The sequence below is a fragment of the Microbacterium sp. MDV22-iso44 genome (assembly GCF_058629135.1).
Genome location: NZ_JBZVWS010000002.1, coordinates 223,037 through 247,780, shown reverse-complemented (window position 1 = coordinate 247,780; position 24,744 = coordinate 223,037). Strand labels below are relative to the sequence as shown.

The 24,744-nt window shown below is 70.7% G+C and carries 24 protein-coding genes; 13 read left to right on the top strand and 11 right to left on the bottom strand.

Annotated features, from left to right (window positions below; genetic code table 11):
- Positions 1–90 precede the first annotated feature (90 nt).
- Entirely contained in the window at positions 91–2,202 is a 2,112-nt protein-coding gene (locus tag AC4NN1_RS07945; RefSeq protein WP_491954980.1) for a serine hydrolase, read from the top strand.
- A gap of 1 nt (position 2,203) precedes the next feature.
- Here the strand turns inward: AC4NN1_RS07945 and AC4NN1_RS07940 are convergent, their stop codons facing one another.
- Positions 2,204–2,827, bottom strand: coding sequence for a helix-turn-helix transcriptional regulator (locus AC4NN1_RS07940; protein WP_018186997.1), 624 nt, complete (start codon positions 2,825–2,827; stop codon positions 2,204–2,206).
- A gap of 73 nt (positions 2,828–2,900) precedes the next feature.
- Between AC4NN1_RS07940 and AC4NN1_RS07935 the strand changes: the two genes are divergently transcribed.
- The gene (locus AC4NN1_RS07935; protein WP_018186998.1) at positions 2,901–3,398 is read left to right on the top strand and encodes a DUF427 domain-containing protein; all 498 of its coding nucleotides are present in this window, start codon (positions 2,901–2,903) and stop codon (positions 3,396–3,398) included.
- A 24-nt stretch (positions 3,399–3,422) separates the two neighbouring features.
- Here the strand turns inward: AC4NN1_RS07935 and AC4NN1_RS07930 are convergent, their stop codons facing one another.
- Positions 3,423–4,247 carry an HAD-IIA family hydrolase gene (locus AC4NN1_RS07930; RefSeq protein ID WP_018186999.1) on the bottom strand — a complete coding sequence of 275 codons (825 nt, stop codon included), beginning with the start codon at positions 4,245–4,247 and terminating at the stop codon, positions 3,423–3,425.
- A 116-nt stretch (positions 4,248–4,363) separates the two neighbouring features.
- Between AC4NN1_RS07930 and AC4NN1_RS07925 the strand changes: the two genes are divergently transcribed.
- The 5 genes from AC4NN1_RS07925 to AC4NN1_RS07905 are packed head-to-tail and all read left to right on the top strand — an operon-like array spanning position 4,364 to position 8,978.
- The gene (locus AC4NN1_RS07925) at positions 4,364–5,281 is read left to right on the top strand and encodes an iron-siderophore ABC transporter substrate-binding protein (RefSeq protein ID WP_336126310.1); all 918 of its coding nucleotides are present in this window, start codon (positions 4,364–4,366) and stop codon (positions 5,279–5,281) included.
- Positions 5,278–6,282, top strand: coding sequence for a FecCD family ABC transporter permease (locus AC4NN1_RS07920; protein ID WP_491954979.1), 1,005 nt, complete (start codon positions 5,278–5,280; stop codon positions 6,280–6,282). The genes AC4NN1_RS07925 and AC4NN1_RS07920 overlap by 4 nt, the downstream gene beginning before the upstream one ends.
- Positions 6,282–7,328, top strand: a complete 1,047-nt coding sequence (locus tag AC4NN1_RS07915; RefSeq protein ID WP_018187002.1) for a FecCD family ABC transporter permease — start codon at positions 6,282–6,284, stop codon at positions 7,326–7,328. Before AC4NN1_RS07920 ends, AC4NN1_RS07915 begins: the two co-directional genes overlap by 1 nt.
- Complete coding sequence (locus AC4NN1_RS07910; RefSeq protein WP_491954978.1) at positions 7,321–8,136, top strand: ABC transporter ATP-binding protein; 816 nt, start codon at positions 7,321–7,323, stop codon at positions 8,134–8,136. Before AC4NN1_RS07915 ends, AC4NN1_RS07910 begins: the two co-directional genes overlap by 8 nt.
- Entirely contained in the window at positions 8,133–8,978 is an 846-nt protein-coding gene (locus AC4NN1_RS07905; RefSeq protein WP_491954977.1) for a siderophore-interacting protein, read from the top strand. The genes AC4NN1_RS07910 and AC4NN1_RS07905 overlap by 4 nt, the downstream gene beginning before the upstream one ends.
- Here AC4NN1_RS07905 and AC4NN1_RS07900 read toward each other — a convergent pair.
- The 3 genes from AC4NN1_RS07900 to AC4NN1_RS07890 all read right to left on the bottom strand — a co-directional run bounded on the left by AC4NN1_RS07900 (position 8,945) and on the right by AC4NN1_RS07890 (position 11,806).
- On the bottom strand, positions 8,945–9,787 hold the full coding sequence (locus AC4NN1_RS07900) for an alpha/beta fold hydrolase (protein ID WP_363457328.1): 843 nt from the start codon (positions 9,785–9,787) through the stop codon (positions 8,945–8,947). The two genes, AC4NN1_RS07905 and AC4NN1_RS07900, sit on opposite strands and share 34 nt — an antisense overlap.
- Before the next feature lie 41 nt (positions 9,788–9,828).
- The gene (locus AC4NN1_RS07895; protein ID WP_363457331.1) at positions 9,829–10,869 is read right to left on the bottom strand and encodes an LLM class flavin-dependent oxidoreductase; all 1,041 of its coding nucleotides are present in this window, start codon (positions 10,867–10,869) and stop codon (positions 9,829–9,831) included.
- A gap of 76 nt (positions 10,870–10,945) precedes the next feature.
- Positions 10,946–11,806, bottom strand: a complete 861-nt coding sequence (locus AC4NN1_RS07890; protein WP_491954976.1) for an SDR family oxidoreductase — start codon at positions 11,804–11,806, stop codon at positions 10,946–10,948.
- A 108-nt stretch (positions 11,807–11,914) separates the two neighbouring features.
- Between AC4NN1_RS07890 and AC4NN1_RS07885 the strand changes: the two genes are divergently transcribed.
- Genes AC4NN1_RS07885 through AC4NN1_RS07870 form a run of 4 tightly spaced genes read left to right on the top strand, consistent with a single transcriptional unit; the run spans position 11,915 to position 15,143 of the window.
- Positions 11,915–12,277, top strand: a complete 363-nt coding sequence (locus AC4NN1_RS07885; protein ID WP_018187008.1) for a winged helix-turn-helix transcriptional regulator — start codon at positions 11,915–11,917, stop codon at positions 12,275–12,277.
- 42 nt (positions 12,278–12,319) lie between these two features.
- Entirely contained in the window at positions 12,320–13,258 is a 939-nt protein-coding gene (locus AC4NN1_RS07880; RefSeq protein ID WP_491954975.1) for an aldo/keto reductase, read from the top strand.
- A 41-nt stretch (positions 13,259–13,299) separates the two neighbouring features.
- Positions 13,300–14,031 (top strand): sulfurtransferase, encoded by a 732-nt coding sequence (locus AC4NN1_RS07875; protein WP_491954974.1) that lies wholly within the window; start codon positions 13,300–13,302, stop codon positions 14,029–14,031.
- Positions 14,032–14,063: 32 nt separating this feature from the next.
- Positions 14,064–15,143, top strand: a complete 1,080-nt coding sequence (locus AC4NN1_RS07870) for a DNA glycosylase AlkZ-like family protein (RefSeq protein WP_491954973.1) — start codon at positions 14,064–14,066, stop codon at positions 15,141–15,143.
- A gap of 6 nt (positions 15,144–15,149) precedes the next feature.
- Here AC4NN1_RS07870 and AC4NN1_RS07865 read toward each other — a convergent pair whose 3' ends face one another.
- The 5 genes from AC4NN1_RS07865 to AC4NN1_RS07845 all read right to left on the bottom strand — a co-directional run bounded on the left by AC4NN1_RS07865 (position 15,150) and on the right by AC4NN1_RS07845 (position 22,659).
- Positions 15,150–18,143, bottom strand: coding sequence for an alpha-mannosidase (locus AC4NN1_RS07865; protein ID WP_491954972.1), 2,994 nt, complete (start codon positions 18,141–18,143; stop codon positions 15,150–15,152).
- A gap of 45 nt (positions 18,144–18,188) precedes the next feature.
- Complete coding sequence (locus tag AC4NN1_RS07860; protein WP_018187013.1) at positions 18,189–19,064, bottom strand: carbohydrate ABC transporter permease; 876 nt, start codon at positions 19,062–19,064, stop codon at positions 18,189–18,191.
- Positions 19,061–20,005, bottom strand: coding sequence for a carbohydrate ABC transporter permease (locus AC4NN1_RS07855; protein WP_491954971.1), 945 nt, complete (start codon positions 20,003–20,005; stop codon positions 19,061–19,063). Before AC4NN1_RS07855 ends, AC4NN1_RS07860 begins: the two co-directional genes overlap by 4 nt.
- A 4-nt stretch (positions 20,006–20,009) precedes the next feature.
- Positions 20,010–21,371 (bottom strand): extracellular solute-binding protein, encoded by a 1,362-nt coding sequence (locus AC4NN1_RS07850; protein WP_116228287.1) that lies wholly within the window; start codon positions 21,369–21,371, stop codon positions 20,010–20,012.
- Positions 21,372–21,480: 109 nt separating this feature from the next.
- Positions 21,481–22,659 (bottom strand): ROK family transcriptional regulator, encoded by a 1,179-nt coding sequence (locus tag AC4NN1_RS07845; protein WP_020098167.1) that lies wholly within the window; start codon positions 22,657–22,659, stop codon positions 21,481–21,483.
- A 148-nt stretch (positions 22,660–22,807) separates the two neighbouring features.
- Between AC4NN1_RS07845 and AC4NN1_RS07840 the strand changes: the two genes are divergently transcribed.
- Positions 22,808–23,326, top strand: coding sequence for a GNAT family N-acetyltransferase (locus AC4NN1_RS07840; protein WP_256335364.1), 519 nt, complete (start codon positions 22,808–22,810; stop codon positions 23,324–23,326).
- Between the two features lie 4 nt (positions 23,327–23,330).
- Here the strand turns inward: AC4NN1_RS07840 and AC4NN1_RS07835 are convergent, their stop codons facing one another.
- A complete protein-coding gene (locus tag AC4NN1_RS07835; protein WP_491954970.1) occupies positions 23,331–24,128 on the bottom strand; it encodes a hypothetical protein in 798 nt (265 codons plus the stop codon).
- Positions 24,129–24,273: 145 nt separating this feature from the next.
- On the opposite strand from AC4NN1_RS07835, the gene AC4NN1_RS07830 reads away from it, so the two are divergent.
- Positions 24,274–24,720 carry an SRPBCC family protein gene (locus AC4NN1_RS07830; protein ID WP_020098170.1) on the top strand — a complete coding sequence of 149 codons (447 nt, stop codon included), beginning with the start codon at positions 24,274–24,276 and terminating at the stop codon, positions 24,718–24,720.
- Positions 24,721–24,744 lie beyond the last annotated feature (24 nt).

The following is a 24,744-nucleotide window of genomic DNA, read 5'->3' as shown; positions in this document are numbered from 1 at the left end:
CCACCCCCATGGTGGGAGCGGTCTCCGCCCCCTACGGTGGGCCACATGACTCGTGGCGAATCCTCCCGTGTTCCCGCGATGATGCGGCGGATGACAGCGCTCACGGCGGTCTGGGTGACCGCGGTGCTGATCCTCACCGCGGGACCGGCCGCGGCCGGGACCGTCCCCACCCCGTCGCCGACCCCCACTCCCACCGCGAGCCCGACTCCGACGCCGACGCCAACGCCAACGCCGACGCCGACCCCGAAGCCGACGGTCGCTCCGACCCCGAAGCCGTCGCCGTCGCCCACGCCGACGCCGACCCCCGCACCTTCGCCGGATGCCGGTGCACGCCTGGCAGCGCCCCCGGCCCCGCGCATGCCCTCGATCACGCGGATCAGCGCGCCGACGGCCGCTGACCAGACGATCACAGCGAGCCGCACGCTCTTCCCCGACGGCAGCACGGAGGTCGTCGTCTCGGCCGCCAAGCGTCATGACGCGCAGACCGCGGCCTACCTCGCCGGCGCCCGCCGCGCACCCCTCCTCTACGTCGCGCCCGATGCGATCCCCGCCGCGATCACGGCCGAACTGAAGCGGCTGCGGCCCACCCGCATCCTCGTCGTCGGGTCGACGGCCTCCGTCGGGACGAAGGTGGCGGGCCTGCTCGGCGCCATCGCTCCGGTCGAGCGGATCGCCGGCGGTGACACCTACGCGCTGTCGCGAGCGGTCCTCCGATTCCAGGGCCCGGTGAAGCGGGTGTACATGGCCGACGGTCGCACGATGGGTACCGCTCCGATCGCCGCTGCGGCCGCGAACGCCACCGGCGCGGGCTTCATGGCGGTCGACGGCCGCGGGACGGCGTCGACCGCGACGATGGACGCGCTCCGGGCGGTGGGGGCGAAGGAGGTCGTCCTCACGAACGTGATGTCGATGATGGGTCGGAACTTCGTCGACAAGATCAGGGCCGCAGGCATCAGCGTCCGGCGCCTTCCCGGCGGGACGAACGAGGCGATGGCCGTCTCGGCCGCCGGAGAGTACCCCGCCACGACCGCCCGCGCCGTCGTCGTCTCGGGCGCGGACGCGCCCAATCATGAGACCGGCACGGCGGCGGCGGTCGCCGGTGCGCTCCGCCAGCCCTTCCTCTACGCGCGCACCGAGTGCGTATCGGATGCCGCCGCAGCGATGCTCGACCGGCGCAAGGATTCCGTCCTCGCGATCGGCTCGACGAGCCGGCTCAACGCTACGGTCATCTCCGGCGACGGGTGCACGGCCGTCCGGACCGCTGCCGCCGACACGCTGCGCGCGAAGATCACGGCGGCGACCAAGCGGCATCCGTCATCGTCGTACGCCGTGACCGTGCGGCAGATCGGCGGGCTGGAGGTCGTGTCGGGAGTGACCGGTGCCACCCGCCGCGAGCCGGCCAGCATGATGAAGCTGTTCGTCGCCTGGGCGGCGCTGACCCGGGTGGACAAGAAGCAGGCGTCGCTGTCGACGAAGCTGTCCTCGGGGCTGACCGTGAAGGAGTGCCTGCGAGAGCTCATCTGGATGTCGGACAACTACTGCCACACCGACCTCGTCCACTGGATCGGGATCTCCAACCTGAACAAGCAGATCGCCGCCGGCGGGTACAGCCAGACCTCCTACGGGCGCGTCCTCAAGGGGCAGGACGTCCTCTACGGCGGCAACCGCACGACGTCCAACGACCTCAGCCTGCTGCTGTCGCGGATCGAGAAGAAGCAGCTCCTGAGCGCGTCGAGCAGGGCGCTCATGCTCGACCTCATGCACACGCAGCTGTTCCGCTCCCGCATCCCGAACGGCATACCCGCCTCCGCATGGCAGGCGTCCAAGCCCGGCTCCCTTTGGGTGAAGGGCGGCTTGCTCCAGGCGGACACGGCGATCATCCGGGGCCCGAAGGGGACCTTCGTGCTCACGGTCATCGGTGACGCCGGATCGTCGAAGGCCGGCATCCGCGACATCGCGCGCACCGTCTACTCGCACGTCAACGGCTCCTTCGGCGCGGCCGCGAACCATTCGGACCTGCACGTGCGGACCACGAAGAACGCGACGTGGCGGAAGAGCGCGGGCGGCGCGGTCGGCGGAACGGTGCCCGTCGGCACACCGCTGCAGGTCTCGGACTCGAAGCGGCACTGGTACAAGATGCACTACCGCGGCGGCTACGCGTGGATCTGGTACTCGTCCGTGCGCAGCAACCTCGCTTACTGACTCACGCGTCGGGGCGCCGGCGAAGCAGCTGGATGACGCACTGCTGCGGGTCGCAGGACGAACGCATGCCGTCCACGGCGAGCGGTCCGCCCGCCTCGCGGAGCGCCCCCTGCATCAGCCCGAGGTGGACCTCGCACAGGGTCTCGCGGTGATCTGCCTGGTCGGCGGCGTGGGCGCACGGAGTGAGATCGATCGTGAGGCCGTCCTCGTCGATCTCCGGATCGAACCCGCCGTCGAGGAGCTGCTCGACGAGCGCATCGAGCTGATGCTGCTCCTCGCCCGTGAGGGTCCCCGCGGTCTCGGGCATGACGCGGCGCATGAGGTCGCCGCGCTCGACCGCGGCCTGCACCTTGCGACGGTGCTCGGGGCTCGACACGCTCGCACCGTCGACCGCGCGGTAGAACACGCGGGGGCGTCCGCGGATGGTGCGATTCTCGACCTCGGTGGCCACGAAGCCGCGCTCGATCAAGCGCTGCAGGTGCTCGCGCACGGTGTTGGGGTGCAGTCCGGTGGCTTTCACGAGCTCGCCGACGGTCTGCTGCGGAGTCGTCTGCAGCAGATGGAGGATCGCCACGCGCGAGGACGTGGAGATCGCGTTGTAGGCCGTCGGGCGCCGGGCCGTCATGGCTCCATTATCGCGGGATGCCCGGTGCTCGGAGGCGGCCCCAGGATGAGATTCCGCCCTTAATCTGGAGGGCATGCGGCACCCCACTCCAGACCCCGTCGGCCCGGGACAGGAGAGCGTCTGGGACTATCCCCGACCCCCTCGCGTCGAGCCGGTCCGCGGGACCGTGACGATCACCCTCGGCGGCGAACGCATCGTCGCCACGAAGGGAGCGCTGCGGGTTCTCGAGACGAGTCATCCGCCCGTCTACTACCTGCCCATCGCCGACTTCGTCCCGGGCGCGTTGACGCGGGCGCCGGGAGCGTCGTTCTGCGAGTTCAAGGGCGCCGCGCGCTACCTCGACGTCCACGGGGGCGGGCGGACCGTGCCCGGCGCGGCGTGGAACTATCCGAACCCCGAGCCCGGCTACGAAGAACTCGCCGATCGCGTGGCGGTGTACGCGCAGGAGATGGACGAGTGCACGGTCGCCGGCGAGGTCGTCACTCCGCAGCCGGGGCGGTTCTACGGCGGGTGGATCACCGCTCGTGTGGTGGGACCCTTCAAGGGCATCGCGGGGTCTATGGGGTGGTGACCCCTCCCTGAGCGACCCCGGCGGTCAGAGCCCGAGCGACGGCTGCGCGTCGGGGGAGTCGCTCTCGCGCGGCTCCTGCCGGACGAGATCGGCCACGGAGCCCAGGATCTCGTCGGGACGGAACGGATAGCGCTCGATCTCGGCGCTGTCGCTGATGCCGGTGAGGACGAGCACCGTATGGAGTCCCGCCTCGATTCCCGCGACGACGTCGGTGTCCATGCGGTCGCCGATCATGCCGGTGTTCTCGGAGTGAGCGCCGATGCGGTTGAGCGCCGAACGGAACATCATCGGGTTCGGCTTGCCGACGACGTAGGGCTCTTTGCCGGTCGCCTTGGTGATCAGCGCCGAGATCGCGCCGGTCGCGGGCAGGACCCCCTGGGTCGAGGGCCCGGTCGCGTCGGGGTTGGTGGCGATGAACCGCGACCCGGCGCCGATGAACCTGATCGCCTTGGTGATCGCCTCGAACGAGTAGTTCCGCGTCTCGCCGACGACGACGTAGTCGGGGCTCGTCTCGGTCATGATGAAGCCCGCCTCGTGGAGCGCGGTCGTGAGACCTGCTTCGCCGATGACGAAAGCCGTGCCGCCGGGCTTCTGCGAGGCGAGGAAGTCCGCGGTGGCGAGGGCCGACGTCCAGATCGACTCCTCCGGGACCACGAGGCCCGAGGCGCGGAGCCGTGCGCTGAGGTCGCGCGGCGTGAAGATCGAGTTGTTGGTGAGGACGAGGAACGGGGTGCCGTCGTCACGCCACTGCTCGAGGAGCTCCGCGGCGCCCGGGATCGGCGTGTTCTCGTGGACGAGGACGCCGTCCATGTCGGTCAGCCAGCACTCGATGTCCGCCCGGGTCCGCATGCCTTCACCCTACGCCCGCGGCTCGTTCGGCCCGGGTAGGGGGATGGCGGTCCGGTCCATGGCTCGACTTTGGTTAGGCTCTCCTTACTTAGCTCCAAGGAAAGGTCCTGCTCACCATGTCCCCACGCTCACGACTGGTCCTCGCCTCCGCGGCCGGGATGATCGCTCTCGCCCTGGCCGGATGCACCGCCGCCGCCGCGCCCGAATCGGCGAGCGGATCCGCGGCCCCGGGAACGCGATCCGTCGAGCACGCCCGCGGCACGGCCGACGTGCCCGACCAGCCGGAGCGCGTCGTGACGCTCGAGCCGCTCGAGCTCGACACGGCGGTGGCCATCGGCATCACGCCCGTGGGTGCGGCCGTCGCGGGGAACGTGACGGAACTGCCCTCGTACCTCGGGGTCTCGGACGTCGCTCCCGTCGGGACCGTCCCCGAGCCCGACCTCGAGGCGATCGCGGCGCTGAAGCCCGATCTGATCCTGGGCACCGAGTCGCGGCATTCAGAACTCTACGAGCAGCTGAGCGCCATCGCCCCGACGGTCTTCATCGCCTCGCAGGCCGACCCGTGGCGCGAGAACGCCACGCTCATCGGCGAGGCGCTGGGCCGTGAGGACGAGGTCGCCGGTCTCCTCACCGGTGTCGACGATGAATGCGCGCGCCTGAAGAGCGAGTACGCGCTCGACGGTCAGACGGTGCAGCTCATCCGCCCGCGCGACGAGACGACGCTCAGCCTCTACGGCCCGGTCTCGTTCGCCGGCAGCCTGCTCGAATGCGTAGGCTTCACCATCCCCGACCGGGAATGGGAGGACGGCCTGCAGGCGGACCTGTCGCCAGAGAACATCGCGTCGGCGACGGCGGATCACGTCTTCGTGACGGCCGCGGACGTCGACGACCGTTCCGCGATCCCCGCTGCGGTCGCCAGCGCGTTCCCCGATGCGACGCTGGTCGACACCAGCACGTGGGTGTCCGGCGTCGGCCCAAAGGGGGCCGAGGCCGTCCTCGGCGACATCGAGCGGTACCTCTCCGCGAACCGGTGACCGTCACCACGCGCCCGGGTCGAGGCATCCTCAGCGTCGGTGTCGTCGCGGCGATCCTCGCCGTCGCCGTGATCGCGTCGCTCGCGCTCGGCGCCAACCCGCTCGCCCCGCCGGCGGTGATCGACGCGCTCGCCGGCAGGGGGACGAGGGAGACGTCTTTCGTCGTCTGGGACCTGCGGGTGCCGCGCACGGTCGTCGGCCTCATCGCCGGCGCGGCGCTCGGCGCGGCCGGAGCGCTCATGCAGGCGTTCACGCGCAACCCCCTCGCCGATCCCGGGCTCCTCGGGGTCGGTGCGGGGGCGGCGTTCGCCGTCGCGCTCGGCGTGTCCCTGTTCGGATTGTCCGACCCGGGAGAGGTCGTCTGGCCCGCCTTCGCCGGCGCGCTGCTGGTGACCATGGCGGTCTCCGTGATCGGTGCGAGCGGGCCGGGCGGACCGGTTCGCCTCATCCTCGCGGGTGTCGCGCTCGGCGCCGTTCTGTCGGGCATCACGACCGCCATCACGCTGACGGACCCGGAAGCCTTCGACCGGATGCGCGGATGGAACGCGGGGTCCCTGCTCGGAGCAGGGCTGGACGACCTCGGCGCCATCGCCCCTTTCGTCGCCGCGGGTGCCGTCCTCGCGTTCGCGCTCGCCCCCGGACTCAACGCGATGGCGCTCGGCGACGACGTCGCGCGCTCGCAGGGAGTGAACGTCGGCCGCATCCGGATCGGAGTGATCGTGGCGGTCACCCTCCTCGCCGGGGCTGCCACCGCGATCGCGGGGCCGATCTCGTTCGTCGGCCTCATGATCCCGCACGTCGTGCGGTGGATCGTCGGACCCGATCAGCGTGCAGTTCTGCCGCTGTCGCTGCTGGCCGGCCCTGTCGTCGTGCTCGCCGCCGACATCCTCGGCCGCGTCGTGATCGCCCCCGCCGAGGTCCCGGTCGGAGTCGTCGTCGCCTTCGTCGGAGCCCCGCTCCTCATCGCGCTCGCGCGTCGACGGACGGCGAGGGCCCTGTGATGGTCGCGACCGTCGTGGACCGTGCGGGCCGAGTGGGGCGACCGGCTCGGTCCGTCGCCGCCGGGCGGCGGCGCGTGCTCGCGGTGGGGGTCGCGGCATCCGTCGTGCTGGTCGTGCTGGTCACCCTGGGTCTGATCCTCGGGGACTTCCCCGTCCCGCTCGAGCGGATCCCGACGATCCTGGCGGGCGGCGGCGAAGGGATCGAACACACCGTGGTCGTCGACTGGAGGCTGACGCGCGTGATCGCCGCGGTCGGGGTGGGGGCGCTCCTGGGCATCGCGGGTGCGCTGTTCCAGACCGTCACCCGCAATCCGCTCGCGAGTCCCGACATCCTGGGACTTTCGAGCGGTGCCTTCAGCGGCATGCTCCTGACGCTCGTGCTCGTGTCCGCGAGCTGGCAGGCTCTCGTCGCCGGATCGCTGGTCGGCGGGCTCGTGACGGCACTCGTCATCCAGATGCTGGCCTCGCGCGACGGACTGCAGGGCTTTCGGATCGTCGTGGTCGGCATCGGGGTCTCGGCGATGCTGGCGTCGCTGAACACCTGGCTGTTGCTGCAGGTCGAACTCGAGACCGCGATGTTCGCATCGGCGTGGGGTGCCGGATCGCTCAACGGCGTCTCCGCAGGCCCCGTCACCGGGGCGCTCGTGGCCGCTGTGCCGATCGTCGTGGGGGCGTTCTGCCTCGTCCCACGGATGCGACAGCTCGAGTTGGGGGACGATCTCGCCGCGGCCACGGGGGCGCGTCCGCACGCCGTCCGGGCCCTGGCGTTGCTCGCGGGGGTGGGCCTCGTGTCGGCGGCGACCACCGTCGCAGGCCCCGTGGCCTTCGTCGCCCTGGCGGCTCCGCAGATCGCCCGCCGCCTCGCGCGCACGCCGTCGCTGCCGCTCGGACTGTCGGCCCTCCTCGGAGCCGCGGTCCTGCTCGCCTCCGACCTCGTCGCGCAGCACGCGCTGCCCGCGCCCCTCCCCGTCGGCGTCGTCACCGTCTCGGTCGGCGGCCTCTACCTTCTGTCCGTCATCGTCCTGGAGCTCCGTCGCCGTGCCTGATCGCCCACCCGCTTCCCTCACCGTCGAGCAGGCCTCCTTCGCCTATGCCGACACCCGCATCGTCGACCAGCTCTCGCTGCAGATCGAACCGGGCTCGTTCACCGTCGTCATCGGCCCGAACGCGTGCGGCAAGTCGACGCTTCTGCGCGGTCTCGCGCGCCTGCTCGCACCAGAGGAAGGGCAGGTCGTCCTCGACGGCCGGTCGATCGCCGGGATCCCCGCCAAGACGCTCGCGCGGCGGATGGGGCTTCTGCCGCAGACCGCCGTCGCGCCCGATGGGATCACGGTGCGCGACCTCGTCTCGCGGGGTCGGTATCCGCATCGGGGGATGCTGCGACCCTGGTCGCCGACCGATGAGTCGGCCGTCGTCGAGGCGCTCGCCGCGACCGGGACGACCGAGTTGGCGGACCGGCCGGTCGACGCACTGTCGGGCGGGCAGTGCCAGCGGGTGTGGATCGCGATGGTCCTCGCGCAGCAGACCGAGGTGCTGCTTCTCGACGAACCGACCACGTACCTCGACGTCGCGCATCAGGTCGAACTGCTCGAACTCCTTGCGGCCCTCCACGAGCAGGGCCGGACGATCGTCGCCGTCCTGCACGACCTCAACCAGGCGGCGCGCTACGCGACGACCGTCGTCGCCATGCGCGACGGGCGGGTGATCGCCGAAGGGCCGCCTGCCGAGGTCGTCACGAGCGAGAACGTGTCGGCCGTCTTCGGCCTCGCCAACACCGTCATCCCTGATCCCGTCACGGGAGGGCCGCTCGTCGTCCCGCTCCGTGCGCCCCACGTCACGGAGGTCCGACCATGACCGCAGTCCTCGAGCGCCCTTGGGCGTACAGCGCCTTCGAGGTGGAGGTCGCCGCGACCGTGCGGCTGAGCATGAGGTTCATCCGGATCACGCTGCGCGGCGACGCACTGCGGAACTTCGCGGAGTGGGGTCTCGATCAGCGCATCAAGCTCGTCCTGCCGCTCCCCGGTGGCGGCCTCGCCGACTTCGGCCTGCTCGACGAGCCGACGCCCCACCCCTCCGATTGGTACACGCGGTGGAAGGAGCTCGACGAGACCGAGCGGAACGTGCTCCGGACGTACACCCCCGCCGCGATCCGAGCAGACGACGGCGAGATCGACGTCGACGTCTACCTGCACACCCCGGCAGGGCCGGCGTCTGCGTGGGCTGCGTCTGCTCGCCCCGGCGACCGCCTCGTCGTGACCGGACCCGACCGCCGCATGGGGTGGACGGGGTACGGCCTGCACTGGCATCCGGGTTCGGCACGTCGGGTGCTGCTCGTCGCGGACGAGACCGCGTACCCCGCGGCGCGCAACATCGTGTCGGCGTTGCCCGACGGTGTCGTCGCCGACGTGATGGTGGATGCCGCGGCTCCGGCGGACGACCTGCTGTCACCGCACGTCGCCGCGCCTCACCGCGCTCAGCGCATCGACCGCGACGATGCCGGGGGTCTCGAGCGTGCCGTCGCGGCGTGGGCGGGTGCCACGGTGGATCTGCCGAGCGGCGAGGTCTACGTCTGGCTGGCCGGCGAGTCCGGCACGGTCACCTCGCTCCGGCGCCTGCTCACCGGCCGCCTCGGTGTGCCGAAGGATCGGGTGTCGTTCCTCGGCTACTGGCGCGAGGGCGGCCCGCTCGTCGGCTGAGCGGGGGAGGGGTGGACGCCTACGAGGTGCCGGCGAAGGGCGGCGATCCACTCGTCCGTCGCATCGAGGTGCGCGTCATGACTTCCCCGTGTGAGGTCGGCACGACGTGTCTGCGGGCGGCGGGCGATCAGCTCGTCGCGCTGCGCCGCGCTGAACATGCCGTCCCTCCCGAACACGACGAGGGTCGGCACGGTCAGGCTCTCCCACGCCGTCCACTGAGGTCGATGGACGTCCTCGAGGGTGGTCGCCATGACGTCCGCGTCGAATCGCGGAGAAAGGCCACCGTCCGCATCCACGAGGTCGGCGATCCAGGCGCAGGAAAGGGGTGAGTCGCCGAGGAACGCGAGCGCGGCGGCGGGGTCGGCGAACGGTGTCGGCCAGGAGGCGAAGAAGGTGCCGACGGCCGCAGCGTCGCCGGGGCGTCCTCCCTGCGCATGACCTTCGAGCATGACGAGGTCCGAGACGCGATCGGGGTGGGCCGAAGCGGTCAGGAACGCGGTGTGCGCGCCCATCGACTGACCGACGAGCGTCGCCGGCTCCGCGGCCGAGAACAGGTCGATCACTGCAACGACGTCATCGACGAACGCGGAGCGCGAGAGGTCCGCCGGTCGTCGCGTGCTCCGTCCGTGCCCGCGCTGGTCGAGGGCGACGACGTGGAAGGAATCCGTGAGTGCGTCGGCTGTCGCGATCATTTCGGTCGCACTCCCGGCCAGGCCGTGGAGAAGGATGAGAAGTCGACCCTCTCCGCCCGCGTCGAGGACGGACAGATCGACGTCGCCGCGAGACACGGTCCGCCGGGTGATCGCCACGGGGTCACGCTAGCCGATGCGGTCCTGCACGGGGTTCGGCGTCAGGCGGTGGCGACCGCGTTCGTCGGAACCCAGCCCAGCGACGGAGCCACGTGGCGTGCGAACGACTCGACGAGGCGCAGGTTGAAGGCGACACCCAACTGGCTGGGGATGGTCAGCATGAGGGTGTCGGCCTCTCGCACTGCGGCGTCGTGCTGCAGTTGCTCGACGAGTTCGTCGGGCGTGCCGGCGTACGTCTTGCCGAACGTCGAGCGCATCCCATCGATGATGCCGATCTGGTCACCGTCCGAGCGTCCGCCGAAGTACATGGCGTCCTCCGCCGTGGTGATCGGGAAGATGCTGCGGCTCACCGAGACCCGAGGCGTACCGGCGTGACCGGCCTCGCGCCACGACGTGCGGAAGGCGTCGATCTGCTCTGCCTGCAGGATGTCGAACGGTCGCCCGTCCGCCGACGTGAGGAGAGTCGAGGACATCAGATTGACGCCCATCCGACCCGCCCACTCGGCCGAGTCGCGGTTGCCCGCTCCCCACCACACCCGCGAGCGCAGCCCGGGGGAGTGCGGCTCGATCCGCTGCAGCCCCTGTCCGCCGCCGAACGGGCTGTGCGGGTCGCTCTCGGCGAGACCCTCCCCGTCGATCGCGCGCAGGAACAGGTCGAAGTGCTCACGAGCGAGGTCGGCACCGCGGGGGTCTTCCGAACCGGTGTAGCCGAACGTCTCGTAACCGCGGACGACGCTCTCGGGTGAGCCACGGCTCACGCCGAGGGCCAGGCGCCCATCGCTGATGAGGTCGAGGGCCGCCGCCTCTTCGGCGAGGTACAGCGGGTTCTCGTAGCGCATGTCGATGACGCCGGTCCCGACCTCGATGTGCGAGGTCCGTGCGGCGATCGCGGCGAGCAGCGGCATGGGCGACGCCTGCTGGCGCGCGAAGTGGTGGACGCGGAAGTAGGCGCCGTTGACACCCAGCTCGTCCATGCCCTGCGCGAGGTCGATCGCCTGCTTCAGCGAATCGCCGGCGGTGAGCTCGCGGCCCCCGCCGAGGGGACCGTAATGGCCGAAGGACAGCGTTCCGAAACTCTGCATACCGGTGACAACGCCGCGGCCGCGGCATCCATTCCTTTGAATATGGATGCCGCGGCCGCGGAACGTGTGGAGCGCGTCAGTTCGCGGGAGCGACCGCGCGCAGGGCGTCGACCCACGACGTGGTGGGGCGTCCGATGAGGTCCGTCAGGTCCGTCTCGGACACGTCGAGGGCGCCACCGGCGATCCCGGCGTCGAGGGCGACGACGAAGCCGACCGTGCCCTCGTCGAGCCCGAACGAGGCCAAGCGGGCTGACAGCTCCTCGGGCGTCGCCGGCACATAGGCGACCTCGCGACCGAGGACCTCGCCCATCGCGGCTGCGATGTCGGCGTAGGTCGCGCGGGGGCCGGCGAGCTCGTAGGTCCGCCCGGTGTGGCCGTCCTCGAGCAGGACGACCGCGGCCGCCTCGGCGAAATCGACACGGGCGGCGGCAGCGACCGCGGCGTCGCCGACGGCAGCCGAGAGCACGCCGGTCTGGGCGGCACCGGCGAGGTCGCCGGCGTAGTTCTCGATGTACCAGTTGTTGCGGAGGAGAACGGCGGGGATGCCGCTGGCCGCGATGGCCTCTTCGGTCGCCTTGTGGTCGGGGGCGAGGACGAGCTCGACGGTGTCGGCGTGCGAGACGCTCGTGTAGACCAGCTTCTTCACGCCGGCGCGGACCGCGGCGTCGATCACGTTGGTATGCCCGGCCAGGCGGCTGCCCGGCTCCGAGCCCGAGATCAGCAGGACGCTGTCGACGCCCTCGAGTGCGGCGTCGATCGACTCCGGTGCGCTGTAGTCGAGGGGGACGACGCGGACGCCCTTGTCGGCGAGGTCGGCGGCCTTCGCCACGGTGCGGGCACCAGCGACGATGCTGTCGGGAGAGGCGCCGCGGGCGAGGAGGGCGTCGACGACGAGGTGGCCGAGCTGTCCGCTGGCGGCGGTGACGAGGATGGTCATGGCGAGTCCTTTCGGTGATCGAGCGAGATGCGCGACACGAGAGGGAACCCGCATCGGGACCCGAAACATTCCTGAAGGGGGGTACCCACTTTCAGGTAAGCTGCTGACATGTCCGTCAGTTACGCGCAGATGCAGCAGGAGTCTCCGGGGGTCTTCACGGAGGCCTGCCCCACCCGCACTGTGCTCGACCACATCACGAGCAAATGGGGCATCCTCGTCCTCCTCTCGCTCACCGACGGCACGCTCCGCTGGGGTGAACTGCGACGCAGCGTCGACGGCATCAGCGAGAAGATGCTCGCCACGACCCTCCGCACCCTCGCCGCCGACGGCCTGGTCGCGCGCACGTCGTACCCCGAGGTCCCGCCGCGGGTCGAGTACTCCCTGACCCCCCGAGGCGTCGAGCTGATGGAGCGCGTCATGCCGCTCATGACGTGGATCCAGGTGAACGCAGACGACATCGTCCGTCGCTGAGGTCGGGCCCCGGGCATCCGTCATCGTGTCAGGATCGTGACCATGACTGTTCTCGGTACGAGCGACCTGACCGTGTTCCCCCTGTCCTTCGGCGGCAACGTCTTCGGATGGACGGCGGACCGCGACACCTCCTTCGCCGTCCTCGACGCCTTCGCCGCTGCCGGCGGCGACTTCGTCGACACGGCGGACGTCTACAGCGCCTGGGCGCCGGGCAACTCCGGCGGCGAGAGCGAGACGATCCTCGGCGAGTGGATCGCCGCGCGACGACCGTCCGGCGTCGTGATCGCCACGAAGGTCTCGAAGCACCCCGAGTTCCCCGGTCTGTCGGCGGCCAACGTGCGGGCCGGAGCCGAGGCGTCGCTCACGCGGCTCGGCGTCGACACGATCGACGTCTACTATGCCCACGCAGAGGACGACGAGACCCCGCTGGAGGAGACCGTGGCCGCGTTCGGTGCGCTCGCCTCCGACGGCCTCATCCGCTACCCGGCGATCTCGAACTTCTCCGCCGAGAACACCCGTGAGTGGGTGCGCCTGGCCCGCGAACAGGGCGTCGCGGAGCCGATCGTCACCCAGCCCCGGTACAACCTCGTCGACCGTGCGATCGAGCGCGACGTGAAGCCCGTCGCCGAGGAGCTCGGCCTCACGGTCGTCCCGTACTCGGCCCTGGCCAGCGGGTTCCTCACGGGCAAGTACCGCTCCACCGACGCGTCGGGTCAGTCCTCGCCGCGTGCCGGATCGGCCGCGGCCTACGCGACCCCCGAGGGACTCGCCGTGCTCTCGGCGCTCGACGACGTCGCAGCGGCGCACGATGTGGCCCCGGCATCCGTCGCCCTCGCCTGGCTGCGCGCCAAGGGCACCGTCCCCATCGCGTCGGCGTCGCGGGTCGAGCAGGTCGACGCTCTCATCGCCGGCGCGACGATCGACCTCGCCGCCGACGAGGTCGCCGCGCTCGACGCGGCTTCCGCCCCGTTCGTCGGCTGAGTTCAGAAGGACGGATGCCGCCCCGCGATTACCCTGGTGGGGTGGCATCCGTCCTGAACATCTCCGCCTACCTCTTCACGCACATCGCCGACCCCGCATCGCTGCGTCCTGTGCTGAAGGAGCGCACGGAGGCTCGGGGACTCCGCGGCACGATCCTCCTCGCGGAGGAGGGCATCAACCTCTTCCTGGCAGGACCGGCCGAGGACGTCCGCGGATTCGTCGACGAGCTCCGAGAGGACGAGCGCTTCGCCGCGCTCACGACGAAGGAGAGCTGGTCGGACGAGCAGCCGTTCCGCAAGATGCTCGTCAAGCACAAGCGCGAGATCATCCGGATGGATCGTCCCGCGATCCGACCCGAAGCCGGTCGAGCCCCCGCCGTGGACCCGACGACGCTCCGACGCTGGCTCGACGCGGGTGTCGACGACGACGGGCGCGAGGTCGTTCTGCTCGATACCCGGAATGCGTTCGAGGTCGACCACGGCACCTTCTCGGGCGCGCTCGACTGGCGGATCGAGAAGTTCACCGAGTTCCCCGAAGCCGCCTCGGCCCACCGCGACGAGCTCGTCGGCAAGACCGTCGTCAGCTTCTGCACCGGCGGCATCCGGTGCGAGAAGGCTGCGCTCGTCCTCCGTGAGGACGGGATCGACGCCCGCCAGCTCGAGGGCGGCATCCTCGGCTACTTCGAGCATGTCGGCGCCGACGGGTTCGAGGGCGGCTGCTTCGTCTTCGACGAGCGCCGCACCGTCGACGCGTCGCTGCAGCCCACGGGCTGACCCGCGTCGGAGGTCGGGGCTAGCCTCATCCCATGCACCGGCTCACGAGGGACGAGGCCCGCCGCATCGCGGTGCGCGCGCAGCTGCTCGACGCCGACCGGCCCGGCGACGTCGTCGAGGTCGCCGAGCAGATCGCCGCGATCAAGATCGACCCGACGGCCGTCATCGCCCCCAGCGAGCAGTCGATCTGCTGGTCGCGCATCGGCTGGGCGTACGAGCCGGGACAGCTGTCCAAAGCCGTGGAGACGGACCGTCTGCTGTTCGAGTACGACGGGCACTTCCGCCCGGCATCCCTCCTCCCCGCGCTCCGGGCGATCATGCCGACACGCAGGCTGGGCGGCGCGACGCGACAGTACCTCGATGCGAACGCCGACTTCCGTGCCGAGATCCTGCGGCGCCTCGACCGCGACGGCCCGCTGCAGGCGTCGGAGATCCCCGACACGAGCGCGGTCCAGGCGAAGAACGAGAGCGGCTGGTACGGGGCGAACCAGGTGCCGCGGATGCTGCAACTCCTGTCGTACCTCGGCGACGTCGCGATCAGCGGGCGAGTCGGACGCCAGCGGGTGTGGGACCTGCCCGAGCGGGTCTATGCGGGGACGGATGCCGCGATGAGCCCCACCGATGCCGAAGAGGTGCTCATGGGCCGCCGCCTGCAGGCGCTCGGCATCGCACGGCAGAAATCGTCCTGGTCGGGCGTCGGCACGGCCGGCGACGAGGCCGAGGTGGAGGGGAGCTCATGGCGCTGGCGCGTCGACCCCGAAGCGATCGCGGCGCTCGACGACGATCCCGGAGGCCGTGCGGCGATCCTCAACCCGTACGACCGGATGCTCTTCGACCGGCCGCGGCTGACCGAACTGTTCGACTTCACCTTCGTCCTCGAGCAGTTCAAGCCGAAGCACCAGCGGGTCTACGGCTACTTCGCGCATCCGATCCTCGTCGGCGATCGTTTCGTCGGCCTCCTCGACGCGGCGCTCGACAAGAAGAAGGAGACCCTCGTGGTCGCCGCCGTCCACGAGCTCGCCCCGATCGATGAGGACGAGCGCGAGATGGTGCACGCCGAGATCCGGGACCTCGGCGAGTGGCTCGGGGTCCCGGTCCGCGGGCTGGAGTGATCCGGGTCAGCGCGCCAGACGCAGCGTGACGAGCTGGAACGGCGACAGGTCGAGCCGGACCGTCCCCGATGACGCGCGGAGCGCGGTCGGTTCGATCTCGCGCTCGAGCAGGTCGGTCTGCGAGACCGCAGACGTCTCGAAGCCCGCCGTGAGCTGCGCCGACCGTGCCGAGCCGAGCGCCTCGTAGAGACGCACGATGACGTCTCCGGAGCCGTCGTCCGCCAGCTTGACCGCCTCGACGATCACACCGGGGTCGTCGACCGTGAGCAGCGGCGCGACCTCGCCCGCACCCTGCACCGCGGAGGGAGGCAGGTTGAGGCGGAGGCCCTCGCCGATCGCACCCGCAACGGTCGCGGCGGGCAGGACGGAGAGTCGGAACTCGTGCGCGCCCTGGTCTGCCTCGGGGTCGGGGAACAGGGGCGCGCGCACGAGTGTCACGCGCGCGACCGTCCGGGCTCCGCCGTCGGGGCCGGGTGCGCGCTGCACGTCGTGGCCGTACGAGGAGTCGTTCGCCACCGCGACGCCGTAGTCGCCCTCGACGACGCGGATCCACCGGTGCGCCACGGTCTCGAACTTCGCGGCATCCCACGTCGTGTTCGCGTGGACGGGGCGCGAGAGGTGACCGAACTGGATCTCGGACTCCGTGCGTTCGCCGCGCACCCGCAGCGGGAAGGCGATCTTGAGCATCTTCTGCCGCTCCCGCCACTCGAGGCGCAGGGCGATCTCGAGGGCGCCCGAGAACGGGTCGACGCGGTAGCGCTGCTCGAGTTCCGACGCGCCGAAGCGCCGCCGCACGACGAGGTCCGCACCGTCCACGACGATCTCGTCCGCGTCCGTGAGGGTCGTCCCGAGGGCGCCGTCCTCGGCGTCGATGTTCCAGGCGTCCCATTCGCGAGGGGTGTCGCGGAACAGCTGCAGCACGCCGCCCGGGAAGGCCGGGTCGATGAGCTCGCGGCCCGTCGTGAGGTCGACCGCGCCCACGACGAGCCCCCGCGCGTCGATCGCCCAGTGGAACCGCTCGTGCCGGAACGCCCACCCGTCACCGTCAGGCTCCGGGACCACGGGCAGGACGGATGCCTCGTCCGCGACCGCGAGCGCCGGCGCGCCCGCCAGCGACATCGGCGCCGCGTTCGCGGTCAGCTGCCGATCGCCCTCGCCGGTCAGCGAGCGCAGGGCGGTGTCGATGATCTCCTGCAGCTCCGCCGCGACGCGTGCGTAGGTCGCCTCGGCCTCCTGGTGCACCCAGGCGATCGACGTGCCGGGCAGGATGTCGTGGAACTGGTGCAGGAGGACCGTCTGCCACAGCGAGCGCAGGCGCTCGGCGGGGTAGGCGGCTCCGGTGCGGACGGTGTCGAGTGTCGCCCACAGCTCTGCCGCGCGGAGCAGGTGCTCGCTGCGGCGGTTGCCCCGCTTGGTGCGCGCCTGGGCGCTGTAGGTGCCCCGGTGGTATTCGAGGTACAGCTCGCCCGACCACACCGGCGGGTCGCTGTACTCGGCCTCGGCCTCGGAGAAGAACTGCGACGGTGATCCGAGGTGCACGCGCGGCGACCCCTCGAGGTCGGCCGTACGGCGCGCGGCGGCGATCATCTCGCGGGTGGGCCCGCCACCGCCGTCGCCCCACCCGAACGGGACGAGGGAGTGCGAGGCATCCGCCTTCTCGGCGAACTGGCGTTCGGCGAGGGCGAGTTCCGCGGCCGACAGCTCGGAGTTGTACGTGTCGACCGGAGGGAAATGTGTGAACACGCGGGTCCCGTCGATGCCTTCCCAGAGGAAGGTGTGGTGCGGCATCCGGTTGGTCTCGTTCCACGAGATCTTCTGCGTGAGGAACCACCGCGACCCGGCGGCCCGGATGATCTGGGGGAGTGCCGCGGAGTAGCCGAACGAGTCCGGCAGCCACACCTCGAGCGGCTCGACGCCGAACTCCTCGAGGAAGAACCGCTTGCCTTCGACGAACTGGCGGGCGAGGGCTTCGGAGCCCGGCATGTTCGTGTCGGATTCGACCCACATGCCCCCGACCGGGGCGAAGCGTCCGGCGGCGACGGCATCCTTCATCCGTCCGAACAGCTCGGGGTAGTGCTCCTTCATCCAGGCGTACTGCTGGGCGGACGACGCGGCGAAGACGAAGTCGTCCTCGGTGCGGATGAGGTCGAGGACGTTCGAGAAGGTGCGGGCGACCTTGCGCACCGTCTCGCGGATGGGCCAGAGCCAGGCCGAGTCGATGTGCGCGTGACCGACCGCGGTCAGCTGATGCGACGAGGCGGATGCCGGGGCCGCGAGCACCGCGCGCAGCTCGGCCCGCCCCGCCTCGGCGGTGCCCGTGACGTCGTCGGGGTCGACGGCGTCGACGGCGCGGCCGAGGGCGGCGAGGACACGGGCGTGACGCGTGCGGTTCGGCTCGAGCTGGTCGACGAGACCGCGGAGCGTCCAGATGTCCTGCTGCAGCTCCCACACGGTCTCATCGAGAAGGCCGAGCTCCAGCCGACGCAGCCGGTAGATGGGCTCGTCTCCCGCGGTCCGCCGGTCGCCGAGCGGGGTGGCCGCGAACGTGAAGGTGCCGGCGACGCTGGGGTTGCCGGCGGCCTCGATCCAGAGGTCGATCTCGTCGCCCTCGACGGGGACCGAGGCGTTCCGCGGCTCGATGGCCTTGACGATCGAGCCGTCCGGGCGGAAGACGAGCGCCTCGGCCTGGAAGCCGGGACCGGACGCGTCGAAGCCGAGGTCGACGACGAGTTCGGGACGCGTCCCGCTCGTCCCCCGCCAGGACGCCGGGACGCTCCCGGTGACGTGGAACCACACCGTGCCCCACGGACGTCCCCACGCCACGCCCACCGACACCGGATCGTAGGTCTGCCGGATCGCCTCGGCGAACGGGACGGGCTCGCCCGGCACCTCCCACGCGGTGATCGTGAGCGGAGCGGTCTCGCGGTAGAGGGCGGGCGGCAGGCGGTCGCCGGCGAGTCGGTCGATGCGCTGCAGGGCCAGGCGGTCGTTGCGGTGCATGGGGTTCCTTCGGGAGAGAGGCGGCGGGAGGAGGGGCTGTGCTGGTCAGCCCTTGACGGCACCCGAGAGCGCGAACGACCCCCCGAGACCGCGGGTGACGATCAGGTAGAGGCCGAGGACGGGGACCGAGTACAGAAGCGAGTAGGCGGCCAGACGGCCGTAGGCGACGGCGCCGTACTGCCCGAAGAAGGCGTAGATCGACACGGCGGCGGGTTGCCAGTCGGGGGTCAGGAGCAGCACGAAGGGGACGAAGAAGTTGCCCCACGCCTGCAGGAAGACGAACACGAAGACGACGCTGAGAGCGGGCCGCATGAGGGGGACGACGACCGTGAACAGGGCCCGCATCGCGCTGGCGCCGTCGACCCAGGCGGCCTCCTCCAAGCTGACCGGGACGGAGTCCATGAAGTTCTTCGTCATCCACAGCGCCATCGGCAGTGCGCTGGCCGCGAGGAAGAGCGTCACCGCCCACGGTTGGTTGATCAGGCGCAGCTGCACGAACAGGCTGTAGACCGGCACCATGATCGCCGTGATCGGCAGGCAGCTCGCGAAGAGCACCGAGTAGAGGAACGGCCCGTTGAAGCGGGACCGGTAGCGCGACAGCGGATAGGCGGCGAGGACGGCCGTCACGACGGTCACGACGGCTGCTCCCGTGGACAGCAGCAGGCTGTTGACGAGAGGGCGCAGCGTGAGTTCCGGCGTCAGGACGTCGGTGAAGTTGTCGAGCGTCGGTTGTGCCGGCCAGGCGACCCGGTAGGTCGCCGCGGAGTCGATCGAAGCCAGGATGACCCACGCGAGAGGCGCGGCGAACAGCAGGCCGATGACGATGAGGACGAGGTTCGCCCAGAACCGGGTGGCACGACGGCGCGGCGAGGCCACGCTCGGCGCCCGCCGCGGTCGGCGCGTCGCGGTCGCGGCGCTCACCCGACGCCGCCCCGTCGACGGAGCGAGACGACGTACGCGAGCGAGAACACCGCGCCGAGGGCCAGCATGACGATCGCGATCGCATTGCCGTAGCCGATGTCGCCGAACGAGAACGCCTGGGAGTAGGCGAACACCGGCAGCGTAGACGACAGGTCGCCGGGGCCGCCCTTGGTCATCACCCAGATGAGGGTGAACACCGACAGGGTCTGCAGGGTCGTCAGGAGCAGGTTCGTGAAGATCGTGCCCGAGATCATGGGGAGGGTGATGAACCGGAGTCGCTTCCAGGTGCCGGCGCCGTCGATCATGGCCGACTCGGTCACCTCGGGCGGCACGTCGTCGAGGGCCGCGCGGTAGATCATCATCGAGAACGCCGTGCCGCGCCAGGTGTTGGCCAGGATGATGGCGAGCAGCGGCAGCGAGTACAGCCAGTTCGGGCCCTGGATGCCGACGAGCGACAGCACTCCGTTGAGCGTGCCGTCGGCCGAGAGGAACGCGTAGCTGACGAACGCCGCGACGATCTCGGGCAGGACCCAGGCGGTCACGACGACCACACCGACGGTGCCGGCGACGGCCCGGCTCCCGGCGCGGAAGAGGACGGCGAGCAGCATCCCGAGGACGTTCTGTCCGATGATCGCCGACCCCACGACGAACACGACGGTCAGCAGGACCGACAAGGGCAGGACCGGATCGGCGAACAGCCGCGTGAAGTTGTCGAGGCCGACGAACTCCGGTTTCGCCGCGCTCACCCCGGTGAGGGCGCGATCGGTCAGAGAGCCCGCCACGGCCCACACGATCGGTCCGGCCAGGAAGACCAGGAGCAGGCCGACGGCGGGCAGCAGGGGAACGGCTCGTGCCGGTGTCGCGCGCGACCCGACCCGCGTGTGAGCGCGCCGGCGGGCGGGCACGGCCGGGTCGGGGGGCGGTGCGAGGGTCGTCGTCATACGCTCACCCGGTGACGACTCCGTCGTCGCCGGCGATCTTGCGGACGGCGTCGTCGTAGGCGGCGGCCGCCTCGGCGGGGGACTGCTGCCCGGTGATGACGGCTTCCGTGGCCTCCTGGGCCGCGACGGAGATCTGCGGGTAGTCGCTGTTGGCGGGGCGGAAGTGGGTGACCGAGACGGCATCCGTCACCGCCTTCACGAACGGATTCGCCTCGAGGTACTCCGGGTCCGCGGCAACGTCCTTTCGGACGGCGATCTGGGAGTTGTTGACGGCGTACCAGAGCGCGTTCTTCTTGTTGACGACCGTCGTCATGAACTCGAACGCGAGGTCGGGGACGTCGGTCTGGGCCGAGGCCGCGAGCGTCCACCCGCCCGACATGCTCACGCCTCCCGGCTCCTGACCGTCCTGTGTCGGGAACAGCGCGACGCCCATCTTGTCGGCGTATTCGGGCCACGCGAAGTCGCCGCCCTCCGCCCAGAACGACGGCGTGTACGAGCCTTCGACCGTCGCGCCGAGGGTCGCCTTAGGGAACATGTCTCCGAAGACCGACTGCCACACGTTGGGGTCGAGCGCCTTGTCGGGGCTGACGGCGTAGCCCTCGTCGTAGAGGGTCTGCAGGAAGGTCAGCGAGTCGACGAAGCCCTGCGAGCCGACGACCCACTTGCCGGACTCGTCATCGTAGAGGCCGGTCCCGTCGCCAGTGCCGTAGAGCAGCTCGTAGAAGCTCTGCATGACGGTGCCTTCGCCCGTGCCGGTTCCGGCGTACATGTTGAAGGGCACCGCGTCGGGCTGGCTCTTCTTGATCTGCGCCGCGGCGGCGAGGATGTCGTCCCAGCTCTCGGGCTGCCATGGCAACGCGATGCCGGCCTTCGAGAGGACGTCCTTGTTGTACCAGATCACGCGGGTGTCGGTGCCCAGGGGCAGCGCGTAGACCTTGCCGTCGGCGCCCTCGCCGGCAGTGCGGGCGTTCTCGTCGAACTGCTCCCAGTCCTTCCACGCGCCGACCTTGTCGTCGAGGTCCAGCAGGTAGCCCGCTTCGATGTCGCTGCGGACCGAGAAGGAGTCCTCGTAGAACACATCCGGTGCCGTGTCGGGGGAGGCGAGCGAGAGCTGCAGACGTGTCTTGTAGTCGTCGTCGCTCGCGGTGATCGGCTCGAGGTCGACGGTGATCCCGTCGTGGGATGCCTCGAACTCCTTCTTCGCCGTCTTCATGAGGGTGTCCATCGCGGTGAACGCGTTCGTCTTCACGTACACGACCGTCACGGTGTCGCCCTCGGATCCGCCGGGATCCGCGGAACACCCCCCGAGAACGAGGACGGCAGCGGCTGCCGCAGCGATGGACGTGATGGCGGTGCGAATTCTCACGGGGCCCCCTTGCTGACCATGACGCCCGTACCCGATGTCCGGACCCCGTAAGTCAAATGGGTGGAATTACGTGAGTCAAGGCGCACCGGAGACCGTGACGTGATTGGGATCACGCCGACGGAACCAGCAGCGACGTCGTCCGCGGGGTGAGCGCCTCGTCGAGGATCAGGCAGGCCGCTCCGATCGCTCCGACGTCCGATCCCAGGACGGTTCCGGACACCGTCACGGGGTGCACGCCCCGGGCCGCACGCAGCTCGTCGAGCCGGGCCGGGATCGTGTCGGTGAACATCTGGCCGACGCGGTCCCAGAGCGGTCCGCCCATCACGATCCGGTCGACGTCGAGCAGGTTCGACACCACGGCCAATGCCCGCGCCACATGCTCGCTGCACCGGCGCAAGAGCTCGTCGGCACCCTGGTCGCCCGCCTCTGCCAGCGCCACGAGTCGGGTCATCGCGGCGTCCACCCCGGTCGGGTGGTCGTCGGGGCGCTCGGCGGGGATGACTCCGCGTCGCTCGGCCTCTTCGATCAGGGGAAGCGGTGCGCAGCTGACGGCGATGCAGCCGCGCAGTCCGCACGCGCACGGAAGGCCGTCCGGGTCGACGACGATGTGGCCGATCTCGCCCGCGTTGCCCGACCCGCCGCGGACGACCTCGTCGCCGATGACGAGGCCGACGCCGAGACCGGTGCCGAGGTAGAGGAACGCGAAGTTCTGCGCGCCGTCGGCCTCGTCCGTCCACTTCTCGGCCACCGCGGCGGCGGTGACGTCCTTCTCGAGCACGACGGGAAGGCCCGTCGCCTCGGCGATCGCGTCGCGCAGGGGCACGCGGTGCCACCCCGCCAGGTTGGGCGGATCCAGCACGATGCCGCGGTGCACGTCGATGGGACCGGGGGCGGCGATGCCGAGGCCGACGATGCGAGTGCGGTCGATGCCCGATTCGGTGAGGACCATCTCGATGTCCTGGATGAGCACGTCGACGGTGTCGGAGGGGTCCTGCGCCGTCGGGGTCGCTCGCGCGTGGCGGCTGACGACGTCGCCGTCGATGCCGAGGACGACGACGGTGATGAGACCGGGATCGAGGTGCACGCCGATCGCGTAGCGGCTGCTGCCGACCAGGCGCAGGGTCGTGCGCGGCTTGCCCCGGCCGGAGCTGGTGCGCCCCGCCTCTTCCACGATCCCCGCGTCGAGGAGTCGCTGCACGATGTTCGAGACGGTCTGCGCGGACAGGCCGGTGGTGTCGGCCAGCTCGACACGGCTGTGGCCGTGCGAACGACGGATCTGGTCCAGCACGACCGCTTCGTTGTAACCACCGACGCTGGGTTGATTTGCGCCGCGTCTGGCCATGGGTGAACCTGCTTTGCTCCGAGGGGCGGTTGATCGAGCGTAGCGCGCCCCGCGGCGACCGGCGATCCCCTGCCGGGCCCGCTACATTCGTGGCATGTCCTCGCCCTCACCTCTGGCCGCCCGCACCCTCGAAGACGGCGCTGTGCTGCGCGTCGCGCGGCCCGGCGACGAGGCCGGCATCCTGGCCGCGATCCACGCCCTCGCGGCCTATGAGCGGGAGCCGGATGCCGTCCGCACGACGGTCGGCGACCTCACCGCCGCGCTGTTCGGCGACGACCCGAAGGTGTTCGCCCACGTGATCGAGCGGGACGGCGGCATCCGGGCGATCGCGGTGTGGTTCCTCACCTTCTCGACCTGGACGGGACGCCACGGGATCTGGCTCGAGGACCTGTTCGTCGACGAGACCGATCGCGGGCGCGGGTACGGCACGGCGCTCCTGGGTTCGCTGGCGGCCGTCGCCCTCGAGCGCGGCTACCCGCGGCTCGAATGGACGGTGCTCGACTGGAACGCGCCGGCCGTCGGCTTCTATCGCTCGATCGGTGCCGAGGGCATGGAGGAGTGGACGACGCAGCGGATGGCCGGCGACGCGCTCGCCGCGCTCGCGCGGCGCTGACGGGTCAGGACAGCGGCGAGATCGTCACCGGGTCGCCCAGCCCTGACAGCTTCTGCGTGATCGTCGCGGTGCGTCCGAGGAACCCTGTGGTGGATTCGGCGGCCACGGGCAGTCCTTCGGTCGTGATCCAGAGGGTGTAGGACTCGACCGGGATGTCGTACCACGTGTACGGTGCCGCGCTCACGAGCCGGTAGGCCTCGACGGTGCCGTCGGGCGTCTCGACGTCCTCGGGCTCGGGGGAGACCTGCCACGTCTCGCCGGCGCCGATCAGATCGCCCATGAAGCCGGGGTCGGAGAATACGCGGTAGATCTCCGCCGTCGACCCGGCCTCCTGCTGCGACGCATCCGCCGAGTCCACGTCGGCGACGACCGGTCCGTCCCCGTCGTCGAGGAGCATCGCGCCGTCGACGAAGCTGATGGATGCCGGGCCGGCACCGGTCTCCAGCTCGCCCCGGAACTCGAACATCGGGTCGTAGTGGTAGACGATCTTCCCGGCCAGTTCTTCGCCCGAGATCGTCAGCGTGCCGCTGTCGTAGCGGACGAGGACCGCTTGGATGCAGGGGCCGAGGTCTCCGCCGGTGACGGTGGTCGCGGTGAGATCGAGGGTCTCGCATTCGACCGGCTTCTCGACGACCGGCGCAGCCGCCGTGGGGGTCGACGAGGGCGTGCCGGGTTCCGTCGGGGTGGTCGTCGCCGTCGACGGCGGATCGGTGGGGCCCGGTTCGGCGGGCCCGGTGCATCCCGTCAGGGCGAGGACCGCCGCCACGGCCGCGATGGACAGGGGCAGGACGGGAGTGCGCACGGGAGCTCCTTGCGTCGACGTGGCGGGAGTCGTCGTCGAGCCTACTCGGGCCGTCTATCGAATCGGACGCCACCGGCGCAAGCCCCTGGGGCGGCATCCGGAACGCCGCCGATCATGGACGGCACATCGCGACGAGAGGAGAACCGTGGCCAGCATCATCGAAACGGTCGATGTCAGTGTGCCGGTGTCGACCGCGTACAACCAGTGGACCCAGTTCGAGTCCTTCCCCCACTTCCTCAGCTACGTCCAGTCGATCACGCAGATCGACGACACGACGAACCGCTGGAATGTGAAGATCGGCGGCGTGGAGCGTGAGTTCACCGCGCACATCACGGAGCAGCATCCGGATGAGCGCGTCGCGTGGAAGAGCGTCGACGAGGATCACGCCGGCGTCGTGACCTTCCACCGCCTGAGCGACACGGAGACGCGCGTCACGGTGCAGCTCGACTGGAAGCCCGAGGGCTTCGTCGAGACCGTCGGCGCCGCCATCGGCGTCGACGACCACGCGGTCAAGAAGGACCTGCAGAAGTTCAAGGAATTCATCGAATCCCGCGGCGCTGAAACCGGTGCCTGGAGAGGCGACGTGGGCTGAGCGGTCGGCGCGTCCGACTGCTCG